This is a genomic window from Novosphingobium sp. (genome assembly GCF_030699305.1).
Lineage (GTDB): Bacteria > Pseudomonadota > Alphaproteobacteria > Sphingomonadales > Sphingomonadaceae > Novosphingobium.
In genome coordinates this window covers 1-15,545 of sequence record NZ_JAUYNB010000004.1, presented here as the reverse complement: position 1 = coordinate 15,545, position 15,545 = coordinate 1, and the positions used below count along the sequence as shown (strand labels likewise).

The 15,545-nt window shown below is 65.7% G+C and carries 13 protein-coding genes and 1 tRNA gene; 11 read left to right on the top strand and 3 right to left on the bottom strand.

The window, feature by feature from the left end; all coding sequences use genetic code 11:
* The first annotated feature begins 35 nt into the window (after nt 1-35).
* Entirely contained in the window at nt 36-5,087 is a 5,052-nt protein-coding gene (locus Q8Q53_RS00460; protein WP_305699775.1) for a hypothetical protein, read from the top strand.
* A 61-nt stretch (nt 5,088-5,148) separates the two neighbouring features.
* Here Q8Q53_RS00460 and Q8Q53_RS00455 read toward each other — a convergent pair whose 3' ends face one another.
* The gene (locus Q8Q53_RS00455) at nt 5,149-5,484 is read right to left on the bottom strand and encodes a hypothetical protein (RefSeq protein WP_305699774.1); all 336 of its coding nucleotides are present in this window, start codon (nt 5,482-5,484) and stop codon (nt 5,149-5,151) included.
* A gap of 133 nt (nt 5,485-5,617) precedes the next feature.
* Nucleotides 5,618-5,755: a hypothetical protein gene (locus tag Q8Q53_RS00450; protein WP_305699773.1), complete on the bottom strand. Its 138-nt coding sequence runs from the start codon at nt 5,753-5,755 to the stop codon at nt 5,618-5,620.
* A gap of 652 nt (nt 5,756-6,407) precedes the next feature.
* Here Q8Q53_RS00450 and Q8Q53_RS00445 point away from each other — a divergent pair.
* On the top strand, nt 6,408-6,971 hold the full coding sequence (locus Q8Q53_RS00445; protein ID WP_305699772.1) for a hypothetical protein: 564 nt from the start codon (nt 6,408-6,410) through the stop codon (nt 6,969-6,971).
* Nucleotides 6,972-7,125: 154 nt separating this feature from the next.
* On the opposite strand, the gene Q8Q53_RS00440 is transcribed toward Q8Q53_RS00445, so the two are convergent.
* Nucleotides 7,126-7,215, bottom strand: a tRNA-Ser gene (locus Q8Q53_RS00440).
* An 85-nt stretch (nt 7,216-7,300) separates the two neighbouring features.
* On the opposite strand from Q8Q53_RS00440, the gene Q8Q53_RS00435 reads away from it, so the two are divergent.
* Genes Q8Q53_RS00435 through Q8Q53_RS00395 form a run of 9 tightly spaced genes read left to right on the top strand, consistent with a single transcriptional unit; the run spans nt 7,301 to nt 15,336 of the window.
* Nucleotides 7,301-8,341, top strand: coding sequence for a lytic transglycosylase domain-containing protein (locus tag Q8Q53_RS00435; protein WP_371136473.1), 1,041 nt, complete (start codon nt 7,301-7,303; stop codon nt 8,339-8,341).
* 16 nt (nt 8,342-8,357) lie between these two features.
* Entirely contained in the window at nt 8,358-9,254 is an 897-nt protein-coding gene (locus Q8Q53_RS00430) for an SPOR domain-containing protein (protein ID WP_305699771.1), read from the top strand.
* Nucleotides 9,255-9,305: 51 nt separating this feature from the next.
* Nucleotides 9,306-10,466 (top strand): D-alanyl-D-alanine carboxypeptidase family protein, encoded by a 1,161-nt coding sequence (locus Q8Q53_RS00425; RefSeq protein ID WP_305699770.1) that lies wholly within the window; start codon nt 9,306-9,308, stop codon nt 10,464-10,466.
* Entirely contained in the window at nt 10,463-11,089 is a 627-nt protein-coding gene (tmk, locus tag Q8Q53_RS00420; protein ID WP_305699769.1) for a dTMP kinase, read from the top strand. The genes Q8Q53_RS00425 and tmk overlap by 4 nt, the downstream gene beginning before the upstream one ends.
* Nucleotides 11,086-12,048: an AAA family ATPase gene (locus Q8Q53_RS00415; protein WP_305699768.1), complete on the top strand. Its 963-nt coding sequence runs from the start codon at nt 11,086-11,088 to the stop codon at nt 12,046-12,048. The genes tmk and Q8Q53_RS00415 overlap by 4 nt, the downstream gene beginning before the upstream one ends.
* A gap of 27 nt (nt 12,049-12,075) precedes the next feature.
* Nucleotides 12,076-13,635 carry a methionine--tRNA ligase gene (gene metG, locus Q8Q53_RS00410; RefSeq protein WP_305699767.1) on the top strand — a complete coding sequence of 520 codons (1,560 nt, stop codon included), beginning with the start codon at nt 12,076-12,078 and terminating at the stop codon, nt 13,633-13,635.
* Complete coding sequence (locus tag Q8Q53_RS00405; protein ID WP_305699766.1) at nt 13,635-14,411, top strand: TatD family hydrolase; 777 nt, start codon at nt 13,635-13,637, stop codon at nt 14,409-14,411. Before metG ends, Q8Q53_RS00405 begins: the two co-directional genes overlap by 1 nt.
* On the top strand, nt 14,408-15,175 hold the full coding sequence (locus tag Q8Q53_RS00400; protein WP_305699765.1) for an MBL fold metallo-hydrolase: 768 nt from the start codon (nt 14,408-14,410) through the stop codon (nt 15,173-15,175). The genes Q8Q53_RS00405 and Q8Q53_RS00400 overlap by 4 nt, the downstream gene beginning before the upstream one ends.
* Nucleotides 15,172-15,336 (top strand): hypothetical protein, encoded by a 165-nt coding sequence (locus Q8Q53_RS00395; RefSeq protein ID WP_305699764.1) that lies wholly within the window; start codon nt 15,172-15,174, stop codon nt 15,334-15,336. Before Q8Q53_RS00400 ends, Q8Q53_RS00395 begins: the two co-directional genes overlap by 4 nt.
* Nucleotides 15,337-15,545: the final 209 nt, after the last annotated feature.

The window sequence follows — 15,545 nt, the reverse complement described above, 5'->3', positions numbered from 1 at the left end:
TATGGGCCGGCTGCCCCGTCATTTCCTGAACACCAATGGTCGCAACCAAACATATCAGCTCTGCCATCACCGCGCTGTTGCTGGCGGTGCTGATGCTGATCGCGCCTGCCACGCAGGTGCGGGCGCAGACCATTACCAATATCGCAGGCGCCAGCTGGACCGAACAGGGCCGCGATTTCTCGATCCGTTCGAACCCGGTTGCGATTGAACTGGCCAGCATCGGCGGCAGCACCATCGACACCTGGGTGCCCGCTGGCAATGGCCAGTCGCTGGCGTTCAACCCGTCGCGCTGCGGCGGTGCGGTGATCGCCGTGCCGGGCGGGCTGGATGGCAGCAGTGCCGTCGCTTCGCTCGAACAGTCGACCACGCTCAAGATCGGCACGACGCTGTTCTTCCGGCTGGTTGCGCCCGGTGCCAACACCAATCCCAATGCGATTGACAGCGTCACCGCGACGCTGACCACCGCGTCGGGTGACCGCGAACAGTTGCAGGTGTTTGAAACCGCCCCCAACAGCGGCGTGTTCATCGGCGCGATCCCGACCGCCGCGATCCCGCCCAGCCCGGTGCAGGGCGATTGCCGCCTGAGCGTTTCGCCGGGCGATACCATTTCCATCGAATGCGTGAACTCCGGCCAAACCAGGGTGCTGGCGACCGCGCAAGTCGAAGTGCTGGCCGATCCGTTCGGTCTGGTGTTCGACAGCGAAGACGGCACGCCGGTTGACGGCGCCCGCGTTTCGCTGGTCGAGGCCGCAACCGGCGCCCCGGCGCGGGTGTTTGCCGACGATGGGGTCACAAGCTGGCCGTCGAGCGTCATTTCCGGCCAGCCGATCACCGACGGCGCTGGCAACGTCTGGCCGATGCTGCCCGGCGAGTATCGCTTTCCGCTCGCCCCGCTGGGCCAGTACCGCCTGGTCGTCGTACCGCCTGCGCCGTACAGCGCCCCGTCGGCCACAACCCTGCCGCAGCTGGCCGCTCTGCGCCGCCCCGATGGCGGGCCGCTGGAACTGACCGATGCCTCGTGGGGCCGCGCTTTCGCGCTGACCGGGCCGACCCCGGTGCGGGTGGACATTCCGGTCGATGCGCCGCCGGTGGCGGTCGCGCTGACCAAGGCCGTTTCCCGCCCGATGGCGCTGCCGGGCGACGTGGTGTTCTATACCGTCACCGCCCGCAATACCGACAGCCGCACCAAGCGCGCGGTGGCGCTGGTCGACACGCCCTCGGCGCTGCTGCGCCTGCGCAAGGACACCGTCCGCCTTGACGGCGCGGCGGCACCCGGCGCGGTCCAGACCAGCGCCGATGGCCGCAGCCTGACCGTGCTGCTGGGCGATATCGCGCCCGGCGCGGTCCGCACCGTTACCTATGCGATGACCGTGCGCGCCGATGCCCCGGCGGGTCAGGCGCTGAACCGCGCGGTCGCGACCGATGCGCTCGGCCGCACGTCCATCGCCAGCGCGGTGCTGCGGATCGCGCAGGACAACCTGGCCGCGCGGATGACGCTGATTGGCCGGATCACCGCTGGCGGCTGCGATGTGACTCAACAGCCGGTCGGCATCCCCGGTGTGCGGCTGGTGCTGGAAGACGGCAGCTTTGCCGTGACCGATGCCGATGGCCGTTATCATTTTGACGCCCTGACGCCGGGCACCCATGTCGTGCAGGCGCTGAGCAACACCCTGCCCAAGGGCGGTGCGTTCACCGATTGCGCCCGCTCGACCCGCAGCGCGGGCAGCGCCAGCTCACGCTTCGTGATCGGGCAGGGCGGCAGCCTGGTCGTGGCGGATTTTTCTGCGAAACTGCCTTATAAGCTGGTCGCAAAATTCTCTACTGAAACGAAAAAGCAGGATGACAAGGCCGCTGTCTCGGCTGAACGCAGTGCGGCGGGCGGCGATACCGACTGGCTGGCGCTGGGCGATGGCCCGACCGACTTCCTGTTCCCTTCGCTTGACCACAACCCGCGCGCTCCGGCAGTTCGCGTGGTCGTGCGCCACCGCGCCAATCAGACCGTGGACCTGCTGATCGATGGCAAGCCGGTCGAGAAGGTCGCGTTCGATGGCCTCAAGAAGTCTCCGCGTGGCTTTGCCGTCAGCATCTGGCGCTCGATCCCGCTCGACGGCGATGTGACCCGCCTGACTGCACGGGTCCGCAATGCCGATGGCACGCTGGCGACCGAACTGTCGCGCGCAGTGCATTACGCTGCCAGGCCGGCGCGCGTCGAACTGCTGCCCGAACAATCGCGCCTGATCGCGGATGGCACCAACCGCCCGGTGCTGGCGCTGCGCATCCTCGATCGCGCGGGCCGCCCGGTCCATGACGGGATCTCCGGCGAATTTTCGCTCGGCGCGCCGTATGAAAGCGCCGAGGCGCTGGACCTGATGCAGTCGCGCGCACTGTCAGGACAGGGCCGCATCGCCCCGCGCTGGGTGGTGAAGGGTGATCAGGGCATCGCGCTGGTCGAACTCGCCCCGACGATGGTCAGCGGCAAGCTGCGCCTCGACTTCACCTTCACCGATGACAGCCAGCGTCGCCGCCAGCAGCTGGATGCCTGGGTCGTGCCCGGTGAACAGCCGTGGACGCTGGTCGGGCTGGCCGAAGGTTCGGTCGGCGCGCGCACCGTGGCAGACGCCATGCAGCGATCGGGCCGGTTCGATAGCGATCTGGGCCAGAACGCGCGTGTTGCATTCTATACCAAGGGCCGCGTGCTGGGCCGATTCCTGCTGACCGCCGCCTATGACAGCGCGAAGCAGCGTGACGATCAGCGGTTGCTCGGCGTGATTGATCCCACGGCCTATTACACCGTGTTCGCCGATGGCTCGGACCGCCGCTTCGACGCGGCCAGCCGCGAAAAGCTGTACGTCCGGATCGAAAGCGCCGCGTTCTATGCGCTCTATGGCGATTTCGACACCGGCTTCGACCAGACCCAGCTGGCCCGCTATCAGCGCTCCGCGACCGGCTTCAAGGCCGAGGCCAACGTCGGGGGCTTCCACGCGCAGGGCTTTGCCGCAAAGATCGCCTCGACCCATCGCCGCGACGAGATTCAGGGCGGCGGGATCAGCGGTCCTTACCGCCTGTCCAGCCGCGCGATCATCGCCAACAGCGAACAGGTCAGCATCGAAGTGCGTGACCGGTTCCGTTCTGAAGTGCTGGTTTCGCGCCGCGTCCTGTCGCGTTTCATCGACTATGACCTCGATCTGCTGGCCGGGACCATCACCTTCAAGGAACCGGTGCTGAGCCGCGATGAAGGCCTGAACCCGCAGATCATCGTGATCGACTATGAACTCGACGAAACGGTGCGCGGCGGCGAGATCAACGCGGGCCTGCGCGCCGACTATACCACTGCCAATGGCAAGCTGCGGATCGGCGCCAGCGCGATCACCGATACCGGCGCCAGCGCGGGCAACACCGTGCGCACCAATATGGGCGCGGTGGATGCCCGCCTGCGGCTGGGTGAGAACACCGAACTGCGCGCCGAAGCCGGGATGAGCTTTGCGAATGGCGGCAACGCGCAGGCCTGGCTGGTCGAGGCCGAGCACCATGACGGCAAACTCGACGTGATCGCCTATGCCCGCTCGGCTGCTGCCGATTTCGGCGTCGGCCAGATGAGCGGGGCCGAACGCGGCCGCCGCAAGCTGGGTGTCGATGCGCGCTATCAGGCCAGTGAAGCGCTGTCGCTGACCACCAGCGCCTGGCACGATAACAGCCTGACCGACAGCGCCAGCCGCACCGCAGTGCAGCTCGGCACGCTCTATCGCTCGCAGCGCACCGATGCGCGGCTGGGCGTGGCGATGATGCGCGACCGGCTGGCTGATGGCACCACCGCCAATTCCACCCTGCTGGAAGGCGGCGTGACGCAGCGCCTGCTGAACAACAAGCTGGAAGTCACCGGATCGACCAGCATCGCGCTGGACCGCGCCGAAGCCGTCGACCTGCCCGAACGCCACCGCCTGACCGCACGGCTGGCCGTGACGAGCGCGGTCAAGCTGGTCGGCAGCTATGAAATCGCCAAGGGCGCGGCGATCGACGCCCGCACCGCGCGGGTCGGGTTCGAACTGGTGCCCTGGCGCGGCGCGCGGGTGGTATCCAACGTCGGCCAGCAAGCGATCAGTGAATACGGCAAGCGCAGCTTTGCCGCGTTCGGCCTCGCCCAGTCGCTCGAAGTGACGAAGAACCTGACCATCGACGCCACGCTCGACAGCAGCAAGACCATCGGCGGGATCGACCCGGCCAAGCTGATCAACCCCGCACACCCCGCCTCCAGCGGCGGCGCACTGGGTGAAACCGGGACCGTGGCTGAAGACTTCACCGCGATCACGCTGGGGGGTTCATGGCGCAAGGATCGCTGGACCAGCACCCTGCGCGGTGAATGGCGCGATGGCCAGCTGGCCGACCGCAAGGGCGTGACCTTTGGCACGATCCGCCAGCTGGGCGAGGGCAGCATGGTTGGTTCCGGCGTGCTGTGGACCCGCGCCAGCACCGCCACCGGCATGAGCAGCGAAATCCTCGACGGTGCGGTTGCCGCCGCTTACCGCCCAGCCAATTCGGCGCTGGCGTTCCTCGCCAAGGCGGAGTTCCGCAGCGATGCCGTAACCGGCGCGGTGGCGGGTGAGGCTGGCCCGGCTGGCCGCAGCGCGCTGACGGTCGATGGCGATGCCAAGTCCCGCCGGGTGGTCGGCGCGGTGTCGGCCAACTGGTCGCCGGGGGGCAGCGTCGATGGCCAGCGCGTCGCTCGCCACGAACTCGGCCTGTTCGCCGCGGTGCGCCACAACTTCGACCGCTATCAGGGCTTTGACCTGGCGGGCACGACGCTGATCGGCGGGATCGATGCGCGGCTTGGGCTGGGTGAGCACGTCGAAATCGGCGGTCAGGCGACCGTCCGCCGCAGCCTGGCTGACCACACCACCAGCTTTGCCTTCGGTCCGCAGATCGGAATCAGCCCGACCAGGGATGTGCTGCTGACCGTGGGCTATAACATCAGCGGCTTCCGCGACCGCGATTTCTCAGCCGCGCGGAGCACCGACAAGGGGCTGTTCGCCACCCTGCGGATGAAGCTGGATACCGATACGCTGGGCTTCCTGGGGCTGGGGCGACGCTAAGCCGTACCGCCGGGGGCCGCCTGACCGATCCGCGAAGTGATCGATCAGGCGGCCCGGCCGGTCAAGGTTTCGGCGCGGCGGCTGCTTCTGCCTTCAGCCGGGCAACTTCAGCCGCGTCGCGGGCCGCTTTGGCGGCAGCTTCGCGGTTGACGTCAGAGATTTCCCGCACGGCCGCGTTTGTCACGGCCTGCGTGGTGTCACGCGCGTTGTTGGCATCGTTGCGGGCATCCTGCGCCTGCATCTGTGAATTGGCGGCATCCAGATTGGCCGACGCCGCATCGCGGTTGGCCTGCGCTGCGTTATCGTTGGCAATCTGTTCAGCGTCCGTCGGACTTTGGCTGCACGCGCCCAGTGCAAGACAGCCCACTGCCAGCGCCATGATGGTAATTTTCGTCATCGCATGAGTTCCCGTGTTTGGTTTTGAATGGCCGTGTTTGGTTGAGAATGGCAGTTGGCGCCGCATCCCGCACCGCGACCGGCACGGCAGAGGATGAAAAAACGCTGCGCTGTCAGGGGTTAACCGCAGCCGATCAGCGAAAGATCAGCCACAAGACCAGAATCACCGGAATAGGCACGCCCACGAGCCACAACAGCAGACCTTTACCCATCGATACTCTCCCGTAATTCAGTCCTGCCGCGTAAACTGCGGACGAGCGGGTTTGTTCCATCGCCACTTAAACCGCGATGGCAACGGCGGCGCTGCGCTGCTACATTAAAATCAGGCTTGCTTTGGAGCAGTAGCTATGGACAACGCCGACAGCGGGCACGAACCGCCGCCAGCATCGAAAAGACCCCTAATCATGGTGTCTGACGTGGAACTTAAGATCGTGGGCGACACTGCCTCCTCGTATCCTTCTCGATTTCACCTGACGGTAACGAACCAAGGGGATGCTCCTGCGATAATCACGGCGTTCTTCACCGGCGCTCGACGGTACGAAGAATGGCCACCCCACGAACTACCGTCCTTCTCGAACAGCGTCCGGTTCTTGCCTCGCCTTGAGCTAGGCGTAGGAGCCTCAGACAGATTTTTTGTGAACGTGCGAGGGGATGCGTTTGATCTGTTGAGCTACCCCGAAGCGGACATCTACGGCTGCTTATTCGGGCGGATCGAATATCGATGGGACGTGGGCGGAGTCGATACTACGAAGTTTGGCTTCCTTCATCAGCCCGCGGACAGCATCTGCCGATACTTACCAATTTCAAAACTGGAGTTGGAACAAATCGGGTGGGCAGGCCGCATACCTCATGAAGGGCAGCACAATGCTTAAGGAGACAAGCGGCTTACGAGTTTCGAGACGCCCCATGGTGTCGGAGCAACAGTTGGCGAGCATTGCAGGCCTGTTCGGCGCCATCGTAGACGATGATGCTCAGACTGTTGACCTGCCAGGATTGGCCGGGCCGAACGAGTTCATTGAGATTGCGATGAATACCGGCGGATGGATTGCTGCGTTGGTCGGCCTGCATCAGTTCACCAAGCCGTTCACCAGCCGATTGCAGGAGCGTGCAGCGGACCACCTCGCCAACAAATTGTTTGGTCAAACAAGGCCGGAGGCGAAAGCGTTGCTTGATCTAAGCAATGCAGCGCAGGTGATCCGCCCTCTGGTAGAAGCGAACATTACCGTCGCATTCACGCTCCTGCCGGAAGACCGAAGCCAAACTGGAGTATCGCTGACCCTCGACGCGGGCACGCCGCAGGAGATTGACGAGGCAGTCTGCGCACTTGTCGCCATAGGCTCGACGGCACAAACAGCGGGAGGAGCGTCTGCCATCCCTGATTACGGCTTTGCCCAAGTGCAAGACGACGGCACCATTCTTGTTCGTACGAACAATCAAAATCTGCGGTTCTCGTCCACGGGAGAACTAATCGAGTCGGGAGCGGCCTAGCCAGCTGTTCATGAGCTTCTGCCGCATACGTCGGCCGGTTTCAGATCGATGGCCAGCAGCTTAATGGGCAAGCGGCCAAGAACATGCAAGCGCAATACTGGAGTAAGTAGCGCGTCTGCAGGAAATCATCGTTTCGGAACTTCAGCCCTATCTGTGGCGGACAGGGTGGGATTCGAACCCACGGTGAGCTTGCACCCACGGCGGTTTTCAAGACCGCTGCCTTAAACCACTCGGCCACCTGTCCGGCTCAGCGCGGCTAGCGTGCCTTTGGGCGATTGTCACGCCCCTTTGGCGTTTCCATTCGGGCCGCGCTGTGCGACAGCTGGGGCATGGCTTTGATCCGCAATCTGAAATTCGCCGTGCCAATGGCGCTGGCAGCGCTGATGTTCTCTCCGCCGATGCCGCCAGCGGCGGCGCAAACCTATGATGAGGCGGGGTTTCAGGGGTATCTGCAACTGCTCGCCGCCCGCGCGCGGGGTGAAGGGGTGAGCGAGGCGACGGTCACGCGGATGATCAGCGGGCTGACGCTGAACCAGCGGGTGATCGCGCTCGACCGGTCGCAGCCCGGCTCCACCCCTGGCACGCCGCCCGCGCTGGCGCCGTATATCCGCACCCATGTCGATGCCGCGCGGATCGCGGGCGGGCGGACGATGTTGCAGAACGTCGCCGCCATCGCGCCGCGAATCGAAGCGGAATACGGCGTGCCCGCACCGATCATCATGGCGATCTGGGGGCATGAAACCAATTACGGGCGCTACAAGGGCGATTTCGATCTGGCCCGCTCGCTCGCCACGCTGGCCTATGAAGGGCGGCGGCGGGAACTGTTCGCGGGCGAGTTCATCGCGCTGCTCAAGATGGTGGACCGGGGCGTCCCGCGCGAGCGGCTGTATGGCAGCTGGGCCGGGGCGTTCGGCAATCCGCAGTTCCTGCCCAGCGTCTATCTGCGCCTCGCCCGTGATGGAGGCGGGGACGGCGATGCCGACATCTGGAACGACCGCGCCGATACGCTGGCCTCGATCGCCAACTACTTCCGCGATTCCGGCTGGCGCACTGGTGAGCCGTGGGGCGCAAAGGCGGTGGTGCCGGACGGGTTTGATGCCGCGCCAGTGGTCACCCGGCTCGATTCGCCCAGTTGCCCGCGCGTTCATGCGCGCCATTCCGCCTGGAAAACGGTGGACGAATGGCAGGCGCTGGGGGTCCGTCCGCTGCGGCCAATGCGCGGCGATACGCTGGCCACGCTGATCGAACCGGACGGGCGCGGCAATTCCGCGTTTCTCTTAACCGGGAATTATCGGGTTATCCTGCAATATAACTGCTCGAACTACTACGCATTGTCCGTGGGGTTATTAGCAGATGAGATTGCCCGTTAACCGAAGCCTGCCGTTCATGGCCCTGATCCTGCTTGCCGCGTGCGGCGGAGGAGGGGGCGGTGTATCCGATCTGCCTGCCGCGCCGCGCTCGACCGGCCCGTCCGGCGACTATCCGATGGTGCTGGGGTCAGCCTATACGGTTGAGGGGGTTACCCATACCCCGGCCGACATCATGAACTATGACACGGTCGGCTATGCCGGGGTCGGGGCCGATGGGGGCGCAGGCGTTTCCGCCGCGCACCGCACGCTGCCGCTGCCCAGCTATGTCGAAGTGACTTCGCTCGACACCGGCAAGACGATCCTCGTCCGGGTCGAACGGCGCGGACCGATGACGAATGCCCGGCTGGTTGACCTGTCACCCGCTGCGGCTGCCCAGCTTGGCCTGACCGGCGGCAAGGCCGCAGTGCGGGTCCGCCGGGTCAACCCGCCCGAACCCGAACGCGCGCTGCTGCGCATGGGGCAGTCCGCACCGGCGCGGATGGATACCCCGCAATCGCTGCTGAACGTGCTGCGCCGCCGACTGGACGGACCGGGCCTGCCCATGCCGCATCCAGGCCCCACGATTGCGCCGACGCCGCTTCCAACTGCGGACCCGACAGTGGCCCCGCCGGTCGCCAAGCCGCTCCCCAAGGGCAAGATCCCGCGCGTCGCCCCCGAAGCGCCGCCCGCAATTGAGCAGATTGCTCCGCCCCCGGCCGCGGCCGCAGGCTCACTGGTGGTTCAGGTCGGCGCCTTTGGCGACCGCGCCCGCGCCGATGCCGTGGCCAAACGGTCCGGCGGTCAGGTGACCAGGGCCGGTGCCGTCTGGCGCGTGCGGATGGGGCCGTTCGCCACGCAGGCACAGGCTCAGGCCGCGCTGGCGAAGGCGAAAGCCGCCGGGTATAGCGAGGCCCGAATCCAGCGCGCCAACTGACCGGTTACTCCGATCAGGCCGGGCGCGTTTCCGGCCCGTCGGGGAGTGAACTTGGTCAGGAAAGCCGTGCTGTTGCTGCTGGCGGTGACGCTGCCCGCTGGCGTTGGCGCCAGCGGTGCAGCTGTTCTCGCGCCGGTGCCAGCCGCAGTGGATCAGGCCCCGGTGGCGCTGCTGGTGGACCTCAGCGCGGGGCAAACGCTCTATTCCCGCAATGCCGGGCAGCGGTTGCTGCCCGCCTCGATGACCAAGGCGATGACTGCGCTCGTCGCGTTCGATCTGATCGCAGCGGGCCAGCTGGATGAGAACGCCGAAGTCACCATCCGCCCGGAAACCGCCGCGCAGTGGGCCGGACAGGGCACCACGCTCTATCTCCAGCCCGGTCAAAGCGTGCCGGTGCGCGATCTGCTGCTGGGGGTGACGACCGTTTCGGCCAACGACGCTTCGGTCGCGCTGGCCGAAGCGGCGCTGGGCAGCGTGCCTGCATGGACCGCGCGGATGAACCGGCGCGCCGCCCAGCTGGGGATGCGCTCCAGTCAGTTTCACACGCCCAACGGCTGGCCTGATGGCGGTCAGACTTACGTCACCGCGCGCGACATGGTCCGTCTGGCGCGGGCGCTGATCCAGGATCATCCGCAGCTCTACCGGCGCTATTTCGGCAAGTCGGGCATGGACTGGCGGGGCCAGCGGTTTGCCAGCCACGATCCCTTTGCCGGGGTCGTCGCCGGTGCGGACGGGATCAAGACCGGCCATACCCGCGAGGCGGGCTATAACTTCCTTGGCGCAGTGGAGCGCGGCGGACGGCGGCTGGTACTGGTGGTTGGCGGCGTGCCCACGTACGCCGGACGGGCCGACGCCGCACGCGCGCTGGCCGAATGGGGCTTTGCGGCGTGGGACAGCCGCCCGTTCGTCAAGGCGGGCCAGATCGCTGGAACTGCCAGAGTGCAGGGCGGCGACGCGCGGACCGTGCCGCTCGCGCTGGCCCGCCCGTTCAGCCTGACCGTGCCCAGCGGCACGCAGCCCCGGATCACCACCCGCATCCTCTATGACGGCCCGATCCCCGCACCGTTCGCCAAAGGTGCGGCGCTGGGCGCGCTGGAAGTGCGGATTGACGGGCAGGGCGTGCATTACCTGCCACTGGTGGCTGCCGAAGCCGTCGGCGTGGCCGGACCAATCGACAGGCTGGTCAATGGGCTGCTAGGGCTGATGGAATGACGGTCGGAAAATTCATCGCGCTGGAAGGCGGGGAAGGGGCGGGCAAGTCCACTCAGGCTCGCTTGCTCGCCGAAGCACTTCGGCTGCGCGGGCTGGAAGTGGTGGTGACCCGCGAGCCGGGCGGCACCGCCGGGGCCGAGGCGATCCGCGCGCTGCTGCTGGGGACCGAGGGTGAGGGCTGGCACCCGCGCGCCGAGGCGCTGCTGTTCGCAGCCGCGCGCTCTGACCACGTCGAACGCCTGATCGTGCCCGCCACGGCGCGCGGGGCCTGGGTGATCTGCGACCGCTTCGTCGATTCGAGCCGTGCCTATCAGGGTGGGGGCGGGGGCCTGTCTGATGCCGAGGTGATGGACCTCCACCGGATCGGCAGCGGTGGCCTGCTGCCCGATCTGACCTTGCTGGTCGAAGTCTCGCCCGATACCGCCGCGAGTCGGCTGGACCTGCGCGATGCGGGCAGTGCCGACCGGATCGGCGGGCGGGACGCCGCCTATCACGCCAAAGTCTCCGCCGCCTTCGCCCGCTTTGCCGAGGCTGAACCGGCCCGCTTCGCCCGGATCGACGGCAACGGCAGCGCAGAGGATGTCCACCGCGCCGTCATGGCCGCACTGGCCGCGCAGCCATGATCCTGGACGGCCACGACAACGCCTGGAGCGCCTGGCGCGACGCGATGACGTCATCGCGGATGCACCACGCCTGGATTCTGGCGGGCCTGAAGGGTGTCGGCAAAGGCCTGTTCGCCCGCGCCGCCGCCGCCGAACTGGTGCGCGAGCCCGGGATTGCCCAGCCTGATCCAGCCAACCACCCCGATATCATCGTGCTGGACCACCTGCCCAGCAACGATGCCGAGGAGGACAAGAAGGCGGAAGGAAAGCCCTATACCGTCAAGCGCAACATCACGATCGAGCAGATTCGCCGGATGCAGGCCCGGCTGAACACCCGCCCGACACTGGGCAGCCGCCGGGTGGTGATTATCGACCCGGCCGACAGTCTGGAAACAAATGCCTGCAACGCGCTGCTCAAAAGTCTGGAGGAGCCGCCGGTCGGCACGTTCTTCCTGCTGGTCGCACACCGGCCGGGGAGGTTGCTGCCGACGATCCGGTCGCGCTGCCGGACGCTGCGGTTCGATCCGCTGCCGGTTGACGCGATGGAGCGGATCTTGCGCGCCGAAGCACCCGAAGCCAGCACCGCGACCCGCGCGGCTGCGCTGGCCGCTGCCGAAGGATCACCCGGTGCCGCGCTCGATTTCGTGACGCAGGATCTGGGCGCGGTGCATACGCTGATGCTGAAAATCCTGTCCGAAGGCGATTCCGCCTTCACCCTGCGCGGCGCGCTGGCAGACGAGATTGGCGGGCGGCCAGACCGGGACCGGCAGGTTGCCGTGTGCGATCTGGCGCGCGCGGTGATCGCAGCGCAGCTGGCCGTGGGGGACCGCACCCGGCAGGCCCGCGTGATCGCGGCGCATGGCGAGCTGGTCAGGCTGGGCGCGCAGCTGCCGACCTACAACTTCGATCCGGCACTGGTGGCGATGGAAATTGGCGGGTTGCTGGCATCGGCCGCCATGCCTAGAGAAGCGGCTCACTGATCCTTTTGCGAAAGACTTGCCCCGGCCATGGCCGAACCGTTCTATATCACCACCGCGATCAGCTATCCCAACGGCAAGCCGCATATCGGCCACGCCTATGAAGCGATTGCCGCCGATGTCATCGCCCGCTTCCAGCGCCAGCTGGGCCGCGATGTGCGGTTTCAGACCGGGACCGACGAACACGGCCTGAAAATGGCGCAAAAGGCGCGTGAACTGGGGATCACCCCAAAGCAGCTTGCCGACGAAATGTCGCAGCATTTCATCGATATGTGTGATGGTCTGAATGTGTCGTATGACGTATTCCTGCGCACCTCCGAACCGCGTCACCACGCCGCGACGCAGGAATTGTGGCGGCGGATGGAAGCCAGCGGCGACCTCTATCTCGATCGCTACGAAGGCTGGTATTCGGTCCGCGACGAGGCCTATTACGACGCGAGCGAACTGATCGACGGGGAAGGGGGCGAAAAGCTTTCGCCGCAGGGCACCCCGGTCGAATGGACGGTTGAGGAAAGCTGGTTCTTCCGCCTGTCGAAATATGCCGAGCCGCTGCTGAAACTGTTCAACGAGCAGCCCGATTTCCTGCGCCCCGAAAGCCGCCGCAACGAGATCATGCGGTTCGTCGAAGGCGGCCTGCGCGACCTGTCGGTTTCGCGGACCAGCTTTGACTGGGGCGTCAAGGTGCCGGGCAGCGAAAACCACGTGATGTATGTCTGGGTCGATGCGCTGACCAACTATATCACCGGCCTTGGTTTCCCCGATGAATCAGGTGATTACGCGAAATACTGGCCGGCCGACCTGCACCTGATCGGCAAGGATATCGTGCGGTTCCACGCTGTCTACTGGCCCGCCTTCCTGATGAGCGCGAACCTGCCGCTGCCCAGGCAGGTGTTCGGCCACGGGTTCCTGCTCAATCGCGGGCAGAAGGAATCGAAATCGCTGGGCAACGTCACCGATCCGATTGCGCTGGCGGACCAGTTCGGGGTCGATACCCTGCGCTATTTCCTGATGCGCGAAGTCGCGTTCGGGCAGGACGGCAGCTATTCGCCCGAAGCCATCGTCACCCGCGCCAATGCGGAACTGGCCAACAGCTTCGGCAATCTGGCGCAGCGTTCGCTCTCGATGATTTTCAAGAACCTGGATGGTAAGCTCTCCGCCGATCAGCCGCTGGCCGATGCCGACCGCGTGCTGCTGGCTGAAGTTGACGCCGGAGTCGGCGCGCTGAAAACGGCGTTCAGCGACCTGGCGTTCAGCGATGGCCTCGACAGCTGGATGCGCGCCGTGTTTGCGTGCAACCAGTATGTCGATGAGCAAGCCCCGTGGGCCTTGCGCAAGACCGATCCAGACCGGATGGTCGCGGTGCTGATGGTGCTGCTGCGGGCAGTCCGGGCGCTGGCCATTGCGGTGCGCCCCGTGGTGCCGGCTTCGGCGGACAAGCTGCTCGACCAGTTGGGCATCGCCGCCGATGCGCGCGATTTCGCGGCGCTGGATAACACGAACTGGTTCGCGGAACTGGCCGAATCCGGCTTCACCGTGGCGCAGCCGGTTGGCGTATTCCCCCGGCTTGAGCTGCCCACCGAGAGCGCCTGATGCTGATCGATTCCCACTGCCACCTGGAATACAAGGGACTGGTCGAGGATCATGCCGGGGTGCTGGAACGGGCGCGCGCGGCCGGGGTGGGGGGCTTCCTGTCCATCTCCACGCGTGAACGCGAATGGAAGCAGGTCGTCGCTACGGCTGAACGCCACGGCGACATCTGGGCCAGCGTCGGCATCCACCCGCATGAGGCCGATGGCCACGCCGATCTGGGCGAAGCCGCGCTGCTGGCGGCGGCGGAGCATCCGCGCGTCATTGCCATCGGTGAGACGGGCCTCGATTACTATTACGACCATTCCGACCGGGGGATGCAGCAGGCGCTGTTCCGGCGGCATATTGCGGTCGCCCGCCAGACCGGGCTGCCGCTGATCGTCCACACCCGCGATGCCGAAGATGATACTGCGGCGATCCTGACCGATGAAATGGAGCAGGGGGCCTTTCCCGCGCTGATCCACTGTTTCACGGCTTCGGCCGATTTCGGGCGCAAGATGCTCGACCTCGGCCTGACCATCTCGATCTCCGGCATTGTGACATTCAAGAATGCCAGGGACTTGCAGGCCGTTGCGGCGCAAGTGCCTGAGCACCGCCTGCTGGTGGAAACCGACGCTCCGTTTCTTGCCCCGGTCCCACACCGGGGCAGAGTGTGCGAGCCGTCGTTCGTGGCCGATACCGCGCGGTTCGTGGCGAACTTGCGCGGCACCAGCGCCCAAGCGCTGGCCGAGGCGACCACCGCCAATTTCTTCAAGCTGTTTACCAAGGCAGCACTGTGAAGCTGATCATGCTTGGTTGCGGCACGTCGACCGGCGTTCCCCGGATCGGCAACGACTGGGGCGATTGCGACCCCGCCGAACCGCGCAACCGCCGCACGCGGGTGTCGATCATCGTGGAAAGCAACGCCGGTGAGCGACTGCTGATCGATACCTCGACCGATTGCCGCGCGCAGCTTCTGGCCAACGAGATTGACCGGGTGGACGGGGTGTTCTGGACCCACGACCATGCCGATCACTGCCACGGGATCGATGATCTGCGCCCGTTCCGCTATGGCCGGGCCGGGCCGATTCCGGGCTTTGCCGTGGATGAAACCGCACGCCGGCTGCGCCAGCGGTTCGGCTATGTCTTTGCCGGGCAGTTCGGCTATCCCACGATCATCACGCTGGAAACGCTCGACCGGCTGCGGATGTGTGCCGGGTTCGGGGTTGGCTGGTGCCAGATGCCGCACGGCCATGCCCAAAGCACCGCATTCCGGTTTGATTGTGACGGTAAATCAATTGGTTATGCAACCGATTTCAGCGAGATCACAGGTGAAATGGTCGATCTGTTGTACGGGGTCGACCTGCTGGTATCGGATTGCCTGCGCCGTGAACCACACCCGACGCACGCCCATCTGGGCATGGCGCTGGAACTGATCGCGGCGACCCGCGCCGGTCATGCCGTTCTGACACATCTCGACAAAAGCCTCGATTATGCGACCTTGTGCAGCGAAGTGCCGCCGCACGTGACGGTCGGCTATGATGGTTTGCAGGTGCAGTTATGAACCAGTTCGTATCGCTGATTATCGCTGCCGCCGCGTTGTTTCTGGCGGTTCGCGCGCTGCGCGGTGAAGGTTTGAGCTTTGAAAGCAAGGCGCGGATGGCTGCGGCGTGGGTCGTGATCATTCTGGTCGTGGCGTTTGTCGCCAGCCGGTTCGCCGGGTGACGCGGCGCTCCCACCCCCGCTCTGACGCCACTTGATTTAACATAATATATATTATCAACCTAAAGTGATGTAAGCCCCATTTAGAAATGACACCCCTCTGCTAGATAGAAATGACACCCTCGGGTGTCGTCAGCGGAATACGGTGGCATGGTTCTCCCGGTGGTTGGGAGGACGCTTCTATGACGGTGCTGGCAATGAGCCATGGCGAA

Bases quoted from the DNA above. Each gene is read 5' to 3' on its own strand.
- tmk (WP_305699769.1), top strand. From the start codon at position 10,463: ATGACGGTCGGAAAATTCATCGCGCTGGAAGGCGGGGAAGGGGCGGGC.
- Q8Q53_RS00430 (WP_305699771.1), top strand. From the start codon at position 8,358: ATGGCCCTGATCCTGCTTGCCGCGTGCGGCGGAGGAGGGGGCGGTGTA.
- Q8Q53_RS00455 (WP_305699774.1), bottom strand. From the start codon at position 5,484: ATGACGAAAATTACCATCATGGCGCTGGCAGTGGGCTGTCTTGCACTG.
- Q8Q53_RS00405 (WP_305699766.1), top strand. From the start codon at position 13,635: ATGCTGATCGATTCCCACTGCCACCTGGAATACAAGGGACTGGTCGAG.
- Q8Q53_RS00460 (WP_305699775.1), top strand. From the start codon at position 36: ATGGTCGCAACCAAACATATCAGCTCTGCCATCACCGCGCTGTTGCTG.
- Q8Q53_RS00450 (WP_305699773.1), bottom strand. From the start codon at position 5,755: ATGGAACAAACCCGCTCGTCCGCAGTTTACGCGGCAGGACTGAATTAC.
- Q8Q53_RS00415 (WP_305699768.1), top strand. From the start codon at position 11,086: ATGATCCTGGACGGCCACGACAACGCCTGGAGCGCCTGGCGCGACGCG.
- Q8Q53_RS00395 (WP_305699764.1), top strand. From the start codon at position 15,172: ATGAACCAGTTCGTATCGCTGATTATCGCTGCCGCCGCGTTGTTTCTG.
- Q8Q53_RS00435 (WP_371136473.1), top strand. From the start codon at position 7,301: ATGGCTTTGATCCGCAATCTGAAATTCGCCGTGCCAATGGCGCTGGCA.
- metG (WP_305699767.1), top strand. From the start codon at position 12,076: ATGGCCGAACCGTTCTATATCACCACCGCGATCAGCTATCCCAACGGC.